At 46.6% G+C, this 15,345-nt stretch carries 9 protein-coding genes and 2 tRNA genes; 3 read left to right on the forward strand and 8 right to left on the reverse strand.

Annotation, left to right across the window (positions count from 1 at the left end; genetic code table 11):
* Window positions 1-149: 149 nt before the first annotated feature.
* Window positions 150-3,851 (reverse strand): phosphoribosylformylglycinamidine synthase, encoded by a 3,702-nt coding sequence (gene purL, locus VFC92_11670; GenBank protein HZK08846.1) that lies wholly within the window; start codon window positions 3,849-3,851, stop codon window positions 150-152.
* 446 nt (window positions 3,852-4,297) lie between these two features.
* Here purL and VFC92_11675 point away from each other — a divergent pair.
* Window positions 4,298-4,370: transfer RNA gene (locus tag VFC92_11675), tRNA-Thr, on the forward strand.
* A 125-nt stretch (window positions 4,371-4,495) separates the two neighbouring features.
* Window positions 4,496-4,570: transfer RNA gene (locus VFC92_11680), tRNA-Val, on the forward strand.
* 790 nt (window positions 4,571-5,360) lie between these two features.
* Here the strand turns inward: VFC92_11680 and VFC92_11685 are convergent.
* Window positions 5,361-5,597, reverse strand: coding sequence for a hypothetical protein (locus VFC92_11685; protein ID HZK08847.1), 237 nt, complete (start codon window positions 5,595-5,597; stop codon window positions 5,361-5,363).
* Window positions 5,598-5,620: 23 nt separating this feature from the next.
* A complete protein-coding gene (locus VFC92_11690; GenBank protein ID HZK08848.1) occupies window positions 5,621-9,784 on the reverse strand; it encodes a lamin tail domain-containing protein in 4,164 nt (1,387 codons plus the stop codon).
* Between the two features lie 255 nt (window positions 9,785-10,039).
* On the opposite strand from VFC92_11690, the gene VFC92_11695 reads away from it, so the two are divergent.
* The gene (locus VFC92_11695; protein ID HZK08849.1) at window positions 10,040-10,189 is read left to right on the forward strand and encodes a hypothetical protein; all 150 of its coding nucleotides are present in this window, start codon (window positions 10,040-10,042) and stop codon (window positions 10,187-10,189) included.
* A gap of 217 nt (window positions 10,190-10,406) precedes the next feature.
* Here the strand turns inward: VFC92_11695 and VFC92_11700 are convergent, their stop codons facing one another.
* The 5 genes from VFC92_11700 to VFC92_11720 all read right to left on the reverse strand — a co-directional run bounded on the left by VFC92_11700 (window position 10,407) and on the right by VFC92_11720 (window position 14,827).
* Window positions 10,407-10,730, reverse strand: a complete 324-nt coding sequence (locus VFC92_11700) for a type II toxin-antitoxin system PemK/MazF family toxin (protein HZK08850.1) — start codon at window positions 10,728-10,730, stop codon at window positions 10,407-10,409.
* Window positions 10,730-10,954 (reverse strand): hypothetical protein, encoded by a 225-nt coding sequence (locus VFC92_11705; protein HZK08851.1) that lies wholly within the window; start codon window positions 10,952-10,954, stop codon window positions 10,730-10,732. The genes VFC92_11700 and VFC92_11705 overlap by 1 nt, the downstream gene beginning before the upstream one ends.
* A 469-nt stretch (window positions 10,955-11,423) precedes the next feature.
* Complete coding sequence (locus tag VFC92_11710) at window positions 11,424-12,557, reverse strand: endonuclease (GenBank protein ID HZK08852.1); 1,134 nt, start codon at window positions 12,555-12,557, stop codon at window positions 11,424-11,426.
* Between the two features lie 158 nt (window positions 12,558-12,715).
* Window positions 12,716-13,816, reverse strand: coding sequence for an endonuclease (locus tag VFC92_11715; GenBank protein HZK08853.1), 1,101 nt, complete (start codon window positions 13,814-13,816; stop codon window positions 12,716-12,718).
* 450 nt (window positions 13,817-14,266) lie between these two features.
* Window positions 14,267-14,827, reverse strand: coding sequence for a transposase (locus VFC92_11720; GenBank protein HZK08854.1), 561 nt, complete (start codon window positions 14,825-14,827; stop codon window positions 14,267-14,269).
* Window positions 14,828-15,345: the final 518 nt, after the last annotated feature.

A 15,345-nucleotide genomic window follows, 5' to 3' on the forward strand; every position in this document is an offset into this window, starting at 1 on the left:
CTCTTTGGGGCTGAAATACAAGATTCCCTTTGACAAGCTGGCTTCGATTAGCTGGCTTCGACTGGTTCGACTACGCTCACCAACCGAAGCTCAGCCACCACAGCCACCGCAGCCACCACAGCCACCGCAACCGCTTCAATTACCTCAAGCTAAATCGTTGCGATTTTCTTTTCCTCAATCCACTTCCGTGCATTTACAAAAGCTTCAATCCAGGGCGTAACCTCGTCATTGGTTCTATCGGATGGGTAATGTCCCCACTGCCAGGGTAGCAAGCTGCGCTCCAGGTGCGGCATCACGGCCAAATGGCGCCCGTCGTCGGAGGCAATGGCGGCGGCGGCATAAGGTGATCCGTTGGGGTGGGCAGGATATTCATCGTACGAATAGCGCATCGGGATGTTGTATTTGGCTTCGGATTCCGGAAAGGAAAACCTCCCCTCACCATGTGCCACCCATATCCCAAGCCGCGACCCTGCCAGCGACCGGAGCATAACCGTGTCGTTGTTTTCTATTTCTACATTTACAAATCCCGATTCAAATTTCCCGGAGGCATTGTGTAGCATTTTAGGATGCTGTGTATGATTTGGATAAATAAAGCCCAACTCGGTCATTACCTGGCAACCGTTGCAAACGCCAAGGCTTAGCGTATCGGGGCGATCGTAGAAATCCTGCAGTGCCTGGCGTGCTTTTTCGTTGTAAAGTAGCGCAGCAGCCCACCCTTTGCCGGCGCCAAGTACGTCGCTATTAGAAAACCCTCCCACAAAAACGATGAGATGAATGTCGCGAAGTGTTTCGCGTCCCTCGATCAGATCGGTGGTATGAACATCCTTCACGTCCATCCCGGCCAGATACATCGACCAGGCCATTTCGCGGTCGCCGTTCACGCCTTTCTCGCGGATGATGGCTGCCCGTATTCCCGATGGTTTTCGGCGATTCGCATCCAGTCCAAATTGTTGCAGCGTTCCTTCAAAGCCAGCCATAAACCGGTATTTCAGCGGCTGGCGTTTGTAATTTCCGAAACGCTCAAGCGCCAAGGCCGGCGTGGACTGATGACGGTCGAGCAGATAGGAACTCTTGTACCAGACATCGCGCAGCGAATCAATATCAAAATTATAGGAATGCATCAGATGATCGATGATGAGCTGCCTTTCGGCAATGGGGCGACCAATCGGGATGGCCTCCACTCCCACCGCAGCCAGTTGTTCAGCTACTTCATCGTCAAGGCGGGTCTGAATTATTACACCGGGCTTTTCGCTGAAAAGCACCTGAATGAGATCGTCCACATCCAACTTATTGAGATTTACCGACAAGCCGCCTGAAGTATTGGCAAAGTTCATTTCGAGCAAGGTAGTAATGAGTCCGCCAGCAGAAACATCGTGTCCAGCCAAAATCATTTGCTGATTGATGAGCTGTTGGATAGCATCAAAAGCGGTAGCAAAATAGGAAGGATCAGCCACCAAAGGCGTTTGTGTGCCCGGCTGATTTAATATTTGCGCAAAGCTGCTCCCACCCAATGCAAAAGCCGATTTGGAAAAACTTACCCAAATGATCTCGGTAGCTTCTTCCCGAATCAAAACCGGCTTAACTACTTTTCGGAAATCGCTCACTTCGGCTGCAGCCGAAATAATGACAGTGCCAGGCGAAAGTACTTTTTGTCCGTCGGGATAACGCTGGGTCATGCTGAGCGAATCCTTTCCGGTGGGGATATTGATGCCGAGTTTTATGGCGAAATTACTAACGGCTTCCACCGCCTGATAAAGCCGTGCATTCTCTCCGGGGTTGCGCGTCGGCCACATCCAGTTGGCCGAAAGCGAAACGCCTTTGAGGCCTCCTTCGATGGGTGCCCACACAATATTGGTGAGCGCTTCGGCTATGGCAAGCACGGCACCCTGCACGGGATTGATGAGCGAAGCCACCGGAGCATGGCCAATGGAGGTGGCCACTCCGCGAAAATCGTTGTAACTCAAAGCTGCCACTCCGCAGTTATTAAGCGGCAATTGCAGCTCTCCGGCACATTGCTGTAGCGCTACCTTTCCGGTAACGGAACGATCCACTTTGTTGGTGAGCCAGTCTTTGCAAGCCACCGACTCTAACTGAAGTACCGCTTCGAGGTATTCATCAATTTTATCAATGGTATAGGAAAGCGCTTCAAATTGCAATGGTTGCAGGGTATCTTCGAGAACGGTACGCGGAGGCTTGCCAAAAAAGTCGGTAAGATGAAGATCAATGGGATGAAGAGGCTGTGAGGATCGTGCAAACACGAGCCGATGGTCGCCGGTAACTTCGCCCACCTGATAAATGGGAGCGCGTTCACGCCGTGCTACTTCCTGCAAAAGCTTCAAGTCGGAGTTGCGGATCACCAGCCCCATGCGCTCCTGCGACTCGTTGCCAATAATCTCTTTGTCGGAAAGGGTGGAATCGCCAACAGGCAATTTCTCCACGTGAATGATGGCTCCTGATTCTTCGACCAGCTCCGAGAGACAGTTCAGATGGCCACCTGCACCGTGATCGTGCAAGGTTACGATGGGATTGTCCTCCTTTTCAGCCATAGCCCGCAAAGCGTTATAAACGCGCTTTTGCATCTCAGGATTGGAGCGCTGCACGGCGTTAAGCTCTATCTGATTGGCAAACTCGCCGGTAGCCACCGACGAAACGGCACCACCGCCCATCCCGATGCGGTAGTTGTCGCCACCGAGCACCACCACGGCATCGCCCGGTTCAGGAACATTTTTCAAGGCATCTTTCTCATATCCGTAGCCAATACCACCGGCCAGCATAATCATCTTATCATAACCATATTTTTGCTTCTCGCCGATGTGTTCAAAAGTAAGCACGCTTCCGCAGATAAGGGGCTGGCCAAACTTGTTGCCGAAGTCGCTGGCGCCATTAGAAGCTTTTATCAGCAAATCGATGGGTGGATGATAAAGCCAGGATCGCTCCGGGTTTTGTTGCTCCCACTGGCGGGCAGCTTCCAAACGCGGATAGCTAGTCATGTACACAGCAGTGCCGGCCAAAGGCATGCTGCCGATGCCGCCGGCCATGCGGTCGCGGATCTCGCCGCCCGTTCCGGTGGCAGCGCCGTTGAAAGGCTCTACTGTAGTAGGAAAGTTGTGCGTCTCGGCTTTAAGTGAAATCACTGATTGTCGATCGCTGAGCTCAAAAAAGGCAGCGGTATCCTGATGCGCAGGCGCAAACTGAACGATGGCAGGGCCACGCACAAAAGCAACGTTGTCTTTGTAGGCCGATACAATCTTGTTGGGATTTGCGGCAGAGGTTTTTCGTATCAACGAAAATAGCGAGTCGGGCATCTCCTTTCCATCGATGATAAAAGTGCCATTAAAAATCTTGTGCCGACAGTGCTCGGAATTGACTTGCGCAAAGCCATAAACCTCGCTGTCGGTGAGCGTGCGTCCCAGGCGTCGGCTAAGCTCGTTGAGATATTCCACTTCTTCATCGCTAAGCGCCAGACCTTCTTTTGTATTAAAGGTGGCAATATCGTGGATAGCTTTTATGGAATCCGGAGCGCGGTTGATGCTGAAGAGCTGCTGGTCGAGCTGCCGGTAGTGCGCCGAAAGCATCGGATCGTAGGCTGGCTGATTAGACGTAGCAACTGTAAACACCTCCATCCGCTGCAGGCTCGCGATGCCCATGTTGCGGGCTATCTCCACCGCGTTGGTACTCCAGGGCGTGATCATCTCTTTGCGTGGCCCTGTGAAACTTCCCTTCACAACATCCTCCTCAACGAGCAATGCGCCGCCAAGCAGCCAGGTTAATTTTTTAATATCATCAGAAGTGAGCGCTGCCGAAGATTCGAGCGCATACACTTTATCGTCCTGCCTAAAAAAGCTGATCATAGTTTTTGTATTAAAATGAAAATATCAAAAAGAAATCAGGTGCAAAAATAGGTGAATGTTTAGAAGGAAGCGGGTAGCGGTTAGAAGTTGGGAAGAAGAAAGAAGTCAGAGATGAGAGGGGAGATGTGAGAGATGAGAGGGGAGAAGTGAGAGATGAGAGGTGAGAAAAGGGAAGTAGTAAGGAGTAGATAGAAATTGGAAGGCACTTGTAGAAAAGACCATTAAAACCCATCCCTTGTTCCTTTTACGCGTCGGTGGCGTTTATTGTGGTTATTAAAAATTAGCGGAAATTCGCTCCATTGGCGGTAATTCGCGGACGGTGGTTTTATCAAAGTATTCATTTAATTGGCGGGAATTCGCGGACTATTCATTTATCCTTTTATAAAATCCTACATTTTTGAGTGGGCAAAAGGAAAAGTTCTATTTTCGCGGCTTGAAATCATTTTGCCACCTTAGCTCAGTTGGTAGAGCAGCGCATTCGTAATGCGCGGGTCGAGGGTTCGAGTCCCTTGGGTGGCTCTATAAGAGGAGGCTTTCGGGTCTCCGTTTTTTTTTGCAAAAATAATTTTCACTATTTGCTTGGCAGAAATTAGAAAAGAAATATCTTTGCACTCCGTTTACGGGGAACAGTTCAGAAAAATTATGGGAGTTTAGCTCAGTCGGTTCAGAGCATCTGCCTTACAAGCAGAGGGCCACTGGTTCGAATCCAGTAACTCCCACACAAAAGCCACCTCTTCAGGGGTGGCTTTTTGTTTTGGTAACATTTTGGTTTTTAACGTTCACTCGCCTCAAACAATAGAATGCTTTAGCTGCCGATTGACTTATTATTACACAATTTCTCAATTCTTCCATGAGTCACCCGGTGAATGCTGTCTGAGCGTGGAACAAAATCCCAAACCTCCATCGGCTCGCCTGGCGATATTCACGGCGTGACTTTTCATTTCCGGCGGCAGTCACACCGTGAATGCTGTCCGAGCATAGAACAAAATTCCAAACCTTTATCCGCTCGCCTGGCGTTAATCACCGGGTGACTTATCCTCCAGGCGTTAGTCACTTCGTGAATGCTGTCCGAGCATAGAACAATATTCCAAACCTTTATCCGCTCGCCTGGCGTTATTCACGGTGTGACTTTTCAGTTTCCGGCGGCAGTCATACCGTGAATGCTGCCTGAGCATGGAACATTATTCCAAACCTTTTTCCGCTCGCCTGGCGTTATTCACGGCGTGACTTTTCAAATTCCAAACGGTAGTCACCCCGTGAATCATGTCTGAACCTGAAACAGCTACTTTTATCTGCATACCAACCGCCCGGAGTTATTCACGGGGTGACTTTCCGTCGATAATAAAAAAGCCCGCTTTGCCTTGGCGGCAGAGCGGGCTAAGTTTGTTACTGGTAGTCAAAAGATATCATTGAGCTGAAGCCTTTACAGGCCAAAACTTATTACAAGCTATTCGAGCCTTTTTCATTATTCAAATTCTTTGGCTAAAAATAGCATGATTTCCTTCAAAGTTAGTCTTCCTGCTCAGTTTTTCCACTTTTCCATTTGCGTACTCCGTAAGCTGCGGCCAGCGTGGCGAGCACCAGCAGGCCTTCGCCTATGGGTGCCCCACCGCCGGGAACGTTGGTATTACCGCCATGTCCTCCCGGAGGAGGAGGAGGGTTACCGTTTTGTCCGAACAGAGGTACTGCGAAACTGATGACCAGTGCCACCAGTGAAATCCTGAATATGTTGATGAAATTTTTCATATCTAATGTCTTTTTATGGGTTATTAGTTAGCCTGAATAAAAACTTTCTGTGTGGCAATGCCTTCCTGGGTGCTCACTTTCACGATGTACCAGCCGATGGTGAGGTTGGCGTTGACTTGTGTCAGACCATCCATCAAAACGTTTTTAGCAAAAACTTTCTGTCCGGTGACGTTGTACATTTCCACCTGGGCGTCTAGTGCCTTTTCGCTGCTGAGGTAGAGGCTGCTGCCATTTGCATAAATGTTCATTCCCTCACTAGAGCCATCGATGATGCCAGTGGTAGTAACTGCATGAAGCTTAAAGCGCATCGGATCGTCGGAAGGATCGGCAATGAAGCTGTAGGTTTCACCAGCTGACAACTCCGTAAACTTATTGGCAAAAGCATCTTCGAGCGTCAGGCTTGTGATGCCAGCCTCTTTAACAAAACCATCGACAGCAAAAGTGATGTTTTGTGATTCCTGAACGGTGAAACGCACCGGTATAATGGTGGTTTGGCCATTAGGACTGAAAACATATTTGGAAACCCACACCTCATCGTCGGTGGTGGCACAGAGGTAAGGAATGGTAGTGACGGGATAGAAATAGCGGGCATCGTGTTGCCATTCATAATTGGTGGATGCTTCCTGATTTGTTTGCAGCAGCAGCTTCACGGCCAGGTTGTCGGCAAAGCGGGCTTCTACTGTAAGCTGTGCTACGGCTGACTTCAGACCATTGCTGCCGTGTGTTTGATCGGCTGTTTTGAAGGTAAGAGAAGATGTCCCATCCTCAGCATATACAAAAATACCTTGTGCTACGTCGAGTTCTGACCCCATGTCTTCCCATGCTCCGTTGGTGGGGTTCATCACCTTGGGCGACGAAACTGTTGTATTGGTTACATCAGCCCAGGTAACTTTGGATGGGTATGGGTTGCCTATCAGGTTCCAGCCGGTGTTGGAATTGGAAAGCGTTGGGCTATAGGAAGCGGCTGCATTGAGCGTGCCCTTGGCATTTTTAATTCCGGCATTGGCAATGGCGTAAGCAACAAGATATCCTGTGCCCGGATCGAAATTATCGAAAAGTTCTGGTGGGTTAGACGTATCGTGGTAGTTAAGCCAGTAATTTGTAGTCTGATCGTAAACGTAGAAGTCATCTTCGTCTGCAATGGGAGCAAAGTTGGATGAAGCGATGGGACCAGCAACAGGAGGTGCAATGGCATACCAGCCATCGGGAGCACCGATAGCACTGTAGCCGGTAATTGCTTTCTTGAAGAATGTTGACCCGCTGATGGTGAGGTTTTCGCCTCCAAGAAGTGTAGCACCATTTTCTATAATCAAACTATTGCATGTTTCTGCAGCAGCAATGGTTGGATAATATGTAGCTGATTCATTTATCAATGCATTAACAGTTGCTGAGGGAATTTGAACATCCCAATTTCCTGCAGCATTCCAGTCATTACTTTCTGCTCCTGACCATCCCGCTCCGAAAACACCAAGATTATAAAAATGATCTATGTCAAAGACAATCCACTCCGAATTATTTGCATCGGTTCCGGAAGAGCTTGCCCAATCAGTGTTCCCGCTGGTGACAGATAATTTTCTTACAAGTGTATAATCTAAAGTAGCATTAGTAGTGCCTGCAACATCCCATGCAGGTACAGGCCTCTCTCCAATAATTCCAATCACATCAATTGAGATTCCGTCATACACAAGCTCGATTGCATCATCACCGTTAAAGTAGGTTACTGTATTAGAAACATCACCTTTTGCAATTATGGCTGGATCTGCACCAGCATTGTAGATTATAAAAGTCTGGCCGCTGGCAAGAGTTGTTGTTCCTGTCCATGTGTATTTTGGTATTAATCCCCCATTAGAGTAAAGATTAACGGTAAAATCAGATAAATCGATGCTTGTAGCTTCTCCGTTATAGATCTCAAGGGCTTTGTTGTTACTACTTCCTTCAAGGTATTCAGAGAAAAATACTTTGGGTGCAGGCGGAGCGTCGTCTGTTGTTGCTTCAGCCTGCGGCACATTCCCATCGGTTTTATAATTGATTTCCGCGCCTGATCCATTGTAAGGATAAATTTTAAAGAAATACTGCGTTGAAGCAGACAACCCGGTAAACTCATGTATTTCATCGCCTGTGGGAATGTTTTGCACCAGCAGGGCATCGTTTTCGGGCGTGCCATCAGCTGGGTCAACAATGTCCTCATAACTCGTGGCGCTACCTTTAATAAGATATCCGGCTGCCGCAGGAACAGCATCTTTCCAAATAACTATAATTGTCCTGCTTGAGCTGGCTTCAGCTTCAAAACCGGAGGGATGATTTGTTGGCTCAATCACGGGATCGGTTACGGTATAACTTTGTTCAGGTGAAGTTGCATCGTCAGCATCATTATCAAGAGCATAAACCACATAATACACAGTCACTCCATTCGATTGGGCTGGAATATCGGTAACTGTCTTGAAAGTATCACCACTAGTATTTGTCATTGAAATAGTTGTGCCCAAACTTCCTGAAGTTGTTCCCCAATGTAATTCAACACCTTCAACTGTTCCATCACTATCAGTAACATCAGCCGATACGCTGACCGTTGTTGATGAGGTAATGCCGGTAGCTGGTGTCTGAACAATGTTTGTGATTACCGGATTTTGATTTCCACCGGTGGTTGTTACCATTATCTCGTTGGAATTTGCGCTGGTGCCATTTGCATTGGTGGCACGTACAACATAATAATAGGTAGTAGCAGCGTCAAGATCAGTAACTGCGTATGATGTTACGTTGCCAACATCCAGATTTTCATAACCAGAAACAAATGAAACCGCACCACCGTAAGAAATCGAGACATCATCAAAAGCTAAGTTTCCTGCGGATTTAGTGTAAGTAAACCTGAACTGAATTAAATCAGAAGGTAATGCAGGTGTTGAGGAACTATTGTATGTTATAGTAGTTCCGGTTGTAGGTAGGGGTACAATATTTTCCATCATTACCCAATCTGTTCCATCGAAACCTTCTACCAATAGTGCACTAATAGCATCTGTTGTCTGGCCTTTGATCCAAAAACTTAATGAAGTAGCAGCGCTGGCTAAAATTGGAGTTAGTACGTTATCACCACTACTATCAAATTTCAAAGAAGGTATAGCAATTCCAGAACTTGCTGCAGTAGTATAAGTACCAACTCCAGTAAAAGTCCAACCTTCAGGTTCTGTTGTCCCACCATCAAATCCTTCTTCTAAGGTTAAAGCACCACCTGTTGATGAATAAACATCAAGATTGTATCCTGTTGCACCTGAAACTGCATTCCAGTTTGCTGTAAAGCCGTTTACGCCAACAGATGTTGCATCTGTTGCAAGGGGAGCATCCGGTGCAGGTGGGGCAGTAACGTCTCCGCTGCACGTTACAGTTTGCGCAGTAGCTCCGGCAGATGAAGCAGTAATTACTTCATCGTTATAATCTCCGGCAGATAATCCAGCTTTTAGGCGGACATAAATAGTTGTTGAGGAAACCACTCCACTAGCTTGTGTGAGTGTAATCGGGCTGGTGTAGCCACTACCTGATGTTTCAGAAATTTCATAGTCAGCGGGTGCTGCAATTGAAATATCCACATCAAGATTACTACCTGCCACCGTGAAAGTTTGCTCTGCTGATGGGCCTGAGCCTATAACATAGGTGAAGCCGGAGAGCGAGATTGGATTAACTGTTATGGTTGGAGGTGGCGGGCCTACGCTATAAGTGACTTCCAATTTCTTTAAATAAAGCGCTTTGGGGGTTGTGGGAGTCCAAGTTATCAATACTTCGCCCGACCCCGATCCCGTAAACGAATATTCTACGTTTGCATCCGTCAAAGAGTAACTTGCAGGTGAAAAAGCACTTCCTCCAACAGAAACAGATACTGTACTAACAATGCTGGCAGCACCGGAAGTGGAGACCTTTACTGAAGTTATGGTGCCAGGAAAACTAGATGTCGACAAAGAAAGCGCAGTTGCAGGAGAATTCTTAGATCCAAATTGTTGTCCTTTTGCAGCCAAATAGCCCCAATACGCACCACCAGTGGCAGCAGCAGTCCAATCAATACCGCTTAGGATTTCTGTATCATACGCTGTCCAGGTTTGGCTGGTTATCTCATGTGTGTAAGTCGTCTGCCCCCAGGCACTCCCGCCCAAAAAGAGCAGCACGATGAGTGTTGTTGTTAATCGTAGTATTTGTTTCATAAATTTAAAATTTTAGAAGTTTGTGTTTATGAGATTTGTTTTGTTGTTGTTATTTCAAAAGATGAAACCAGGCGCTCTAAGAAATCTGTTTTTAGATCATAGCCTACAAAACTAACTATTATGTTGTTCCAAAACCATGATTGTTAACAAGCTTTGTGATTATATTTCCCTGGGCTGGTTTGGTTTGGTTTCGGCTTGGTTCGACTTGGTTCGACTTGGTTCGACTTGGTTCGACTTGGTTCGACTTGGTTCGACTTGGTTCGACTTGGTTCGACTTGGTTCGACTACGCTCACCAACCGACGCTCACCAACCGACGCTCACCAACCGACGCTCACCAACCGACGCTCACCAACCGACGCTCGCCAGCCGACGCTCACCAGCCGACGCTGGCTTCGACAGGCTGACTTCGACAAGCTCAGCCACCGCAGCCACCAGATCCACAACAGTCACCGGACTTCAACTACGCTGGTTTCGACTACGCTCAACCACCGCAGTCACCGGAGCCCTAAGACGTAATGTTGTTTCTATTCAAACTCCTTCAAGAACTGTTTCAAGTTCGCTGAGCGAAAACTGAAATTGTTTTGAGATTTCGGTTTCATTTAACAATGAACACTGAATTATTTATTCGTCAAGTTTAAAGAGTTTTATCAGGTTATTATTAATCTGTTTCAAAACCTTACTATCTGTTTTTCCCAATAAGCCAATGGCAAGTAGCTTATCAATGGTTGCAATTTTTGAAAGCCTGATGAGCGATTCTTTTTTAAGCCCGTTTCTGACAGAAGGTTTTAAAACGATGTCGGTTTCGTCCTTCCACTTTAGCTGTGTGGAGATAAAAGCTAAAGTTAAGTCCATTTCGCCGTCTACAAGCACCAGGGCTGGTCGGTTGGTTTTACCTGATAAATCGGTAAAAGGAAACGGAATAAGAACAATGTCTCCTTTCTGCATCAGTATTTTTCTTTTAAATCTTCGACAGAATAGAGGTTTTCTTCATTCTTTAAAAAATCGTAGGTTTTTGATTGGCTCACCAGTTTTTCGATTCCCTTTTGCAAAACTTCTTCCTCGTATTTTTTATGAATGAAGTCGGCAAAATCAGCTACTTCGCGCACTTTATCATGAGGAAGCCGGGCTAAAGTTTTTAGCGTCTTGTGTATTAATGATTCATTGAGCATAAGTAGCAGGGTTTTGCATGTTTTTGCCCAGCGCAAAAGCGCAAGGTGTATTAAATTTATTTTGCCGTGTGGTTTGTTTTGGGTTCAAAAATACAATTTCCTTTTGAATTGCCGCAGGCTTTAGCTTGAGAAAATATAATTGCATGAATTTTCACAGGCTTAGCCTGCTTTTTTTATAAATCTTTGTGTAAGGAAAACAGGCTAAGCCTGTAGAAATAAAACAGACGAGGTACAACCACGTCCAAACACCCATTCCGAACACCCATTCCGAACACCCTTCCAAACGGGCTGGCTTGGTTCGACTTGGTTCGACTTGGTTCGACTTGGTTCGACTACGCTCACCAACCGACGCTCACCAACCGACGCTCACCAACCGACGCTCAACCACCACAACAACGGGCTTCGACGGTTTCGACAGGCTGGCTTCGACAGGCTCAGCCACCTGGTTTTCCTGTTTATGAACAGGAATTTATCTGGCTTTTATGCTCACCTGCTGCACGCCTTCATCGGTTTTGTAGTCGATGGTAGTGCCACTGCCGGTGTAGCCGAATATTTTGAAATAATAAGTGGCGTCGGGCGTAAGTGAGCCAAAGGTGCAGGTACCCACGCCATAATCGACGTTGATGTTGTCAGAGTCATCGGTTACAGAAATGCCATCCACAGGTATGTCGATATTTTCAAAACCCGTGCTGCTCATGCGTACCAGGTAGCCGTCGGGCTTGGTGATTCCGGTAGCATCCGTCCAACTGAGGGTAATGCAATGCGCCGAGAAGTTGCTCGCATGCTGCTCAGGTTCTGGCGCCAGACCTAATCCTACGCCCCATATTTCATACACAAACTCCGGATGGTCGATAAATGGGTTGCGATTGTGTTGAATAGCATAGATGGCATTGTTGCGAGCGATTTCTTTATCGGAAACCGGATCGTTTTCGTGCCATTCGCCCAGCATATTCAAAAACCATTCTTCGTAAACCGGGAAACTATTATGCAATAGCACATCACTACTCCAAGTAGCAATTACATTTTCGTATCGGGTAGCCATGTAAAAATAGTTGCGGGCAAAGTCACCTTTGTATTCATCGATGGGCTCAAACACAGTTTTTCCAACATATTCAGGCACGCTACATGGCCCGAGTTTGCTACCGTTGCCGGAAATCCAGGTAGCCGACATTACTTCGCCAAAAGGATAATTACCGCGCATGCCATTTGCTTTGCCATCGGTGGGTACCAGATGAAACAAGTCGGTGTTCATAGGCGAAGTATTACCGAACCAGCTTTTGGGAAACGAGTGTTCACGGTTGTAGCAATCGCATTCGTTAGAGTAATTACCACACTGGTTGGTGACAAAAGTAAAGGAGCAATTGGAATACATGTCCCATACTTTTCCGTCGATTCCTTTATCAGTGGTTTGGAAAGCTGTCCACAAATAGTCATAAGATTTCATCGTGTGACCTTTGATGACATTATAGAGGGCAGTTTTTAATTCAGCGCCCGCTTTTCCGTTAGCTGTATTATAATAGCCCGCTGGTGGCTGTGCATGTAGCAATGGCTGCACGCAAAATATTGCCAGAAAAACGAGAAAGTGTAGCGCTGTTTTTTTCATGCTAATGAATATTTACACCGCCCGCCGACGGCTGTTTTTTGTAAAACTTATTTGAAATTTTCTCTTTTGGAACTTATTTGTGATTTGTCCTTTTGGGATTTATTTGCCTTTTGTCCTTTTGGAACTTATTTGCCTTTTGACCTTTGTAATTTGGAATTTTATTGCGCCACCTTATCCACATGCAGCACGCCAGAGCCAGTTTTGTAGCGGATGTCGGCGCCACTTCCGGTGTAGCCAAAGATTTTGAAATAATAACGCTGTCCGGAATTAAGCTCACCAAAGATGCACTTTCCTATGCCATAGGCTACATTTTTGTCAAAAAAATTGTTGGCGAAAGCGACTCCGTTTTGCGGATTCACGATGTCGTCGAAACCGAGGTCGCTCATGCGCACCAGATATCCGGCAGGCAGCACGTCGCCGCCAGCATCTTTCCACTGCAAAGTGATGGTTTGCGTTGAAAATCCGGTAGCATAATTTGCGGGTTCAGGCACCACGCCGTCGCCCCAGATGGCATCGACAAATTCGGGATGATCGACAAACGGGTTGCGGTTGTACTGATAGAGGCTGTAGATAGTTTCGTTGCGTTCCGCCTCGGCAGCATCCACGGGATCGGCGGTATTCCATTCGACGAGGGTAGATAAAACGCCCAGATATCCAAAGCCGTTGGATGAAGTGCCCGTTATGTTGTCCATAATTACGAGGTCAGGTTCGCCGGGCGCGCCGCCTTCGTAGCGCGTGCTCATATAAAAAATGGCGCGGGCTATGTCGCCTTTCACGGCGTCGCGCGGTTCCCATGTGTGGGTGGTGGCGTAGCAGCCGATGGCTTCATGGTGCGGCGTACCGCCATTGTCGAAGTCTTTGTTGCCTCGGCTGGTGTTGACGGTGACATCAGCAGGTCGCAAGGCATGCAGATCGGTGCCGGGACCGTTGGAGGTGCCGAAACCACCATGCGACTGTGGCCACAGATGCTCACGGTTCCAGCCATCGACACCACTGTTGAAATCAGTTTTGGGAATGGAGATACCTTTGTAGATAAGCATGATCAACGATTGATCCTGTGGATCTTCGTCGAGATTCTTCAAGGCAGTTTTCACAGTTTCGTAATTGATTTCGTGGTGCGCATTAATTATGTTGTGCAATGCCGATTTGAGTGCTTCGCCGTGCAGATTAGCAGCATCGTTGTAATATCCGGACGGGATTTGCCCTGCTGCACTCATCCACACCAGGCATAGCGCAACCAGCCAGGAGGTAGTTTTCATAAAGTAAGAATGTTATTCAGAAATATCCGCGGCGAAAGTAATGATTCCGGTGGGCTTTTTTTGTTTTTTTAATGAAAGGTCTCAGATGAAACGCTGAAGTTCAGCTTAGGCTTGGCCTAAGCTGCATCTATTCCTGCAGGCTGTGCCTGCATATCGTGGTGGAAGAGAACAGGCTAAGCCTGTAAGAATAGAACGGACGAGGTACAACCTCGTCCAAACACCCATCTTGCCAAAACGTCCGTCCAAACCCGATGTTCAGCTTAGGCTTGGCCTAAGCTGCATCTATTCTTGCAGGCTGTGCCTGCTTTTTTATAAAATCATTGTGTGATGAAAACAGGCTAAGCCTGTAAAAATAATACGGACGAGGTACAACCTCGTCTAAACACCAATCCTATACAACCGTACAAACACCCGTCACGCTCAAGCCACCACCAGAACTTCTATTAACCATCAGTAGGTTTTCCAGATAAAGTCCACTTTAATTACATCAATCACCGATTCTAAATCGGCATAATTCCTTGCACTTGAATAAAGATAGTCTTCGGGCTTTACGACAATCCCACTCTTAACCGGATTGTTATGGATATAGTTAACCTTCTGTTCGATGAACTTTTGACTATAAATCAGCTCAGCGTGGTTTTCGTGTGTCCATATTTGATTTTCCTGATTGCTCTTTAGCATGCCGTGATATGCAAAAACTACCCTCAACCAATCTCTTCGGCTTTCGCTACCATTTTCAATAAAATCAATGAACTGCCTACTCGTGAATCTTTTAAAATCTCTGATAATACCACTCAGGTCATCATTTTCACTTTGCGCTAAAAGATGCATATGATTCGACATGATCACATAAGCAAAAAGGTTAAGTCCTTTTTTCTCTTGACAAAATTTCAGGCTATCAATTACAATGTCACGATAGACTTTACGTGTAAAAAGATCAACCCAACCGACAATTTGAAATGTAAGAAAGTAGGTTTTATTCTGGTCTGATATCCTGTAACCTGAAGACATATAGATTTGATTTTAAAATGTTAATGGCAAATTTATCAGAATTTACCAATTAATAAAATCAGGCATTAAATAAAAAACTTCAGATGGCTAAAAGTCTGCTTTTTTAATTAATAGTTTAAAAGCCGTTCAGCTTAGGCTGAGCCTAAGCTGCATATATTCTTGCAGGCTGTGCCTGCCTTTTCATGAAATCGTTGTACGATGAAAACAGGCTAAGCCTGTAAAAATAGAACAAACGAGGTACAACCTCGTCCAAACAACCGTCTCGCCAAAACGCCCGTCTTGTCAAAACAGTTATTCCAAACCCCGATTACTTCAAATGAAACGCAGAAGTGCAGCTTAGGCTTGGCCTAAGCTGCATCTATTCTAGCAGACTGTGCCTGCTCCTTTTTATGAATCCAATGTGCAATAAATACAGGCTAAGCCTGTAAGAATAGAACGGACGAGGTACAACCTCGTCCAAACACCCGTCTTGCCAAAACACCCGTCTTGTCCAAACAACTGTTCCGAGCCCCGATTAC

The organism is Bacteroidales bacterium, from assembly GCA_035647615.1.
Taxonomy (GTDB): Bacteria; Bacteroidota; Bacteroidia; order Bacteroidales; family 4484-276; genus SABY01.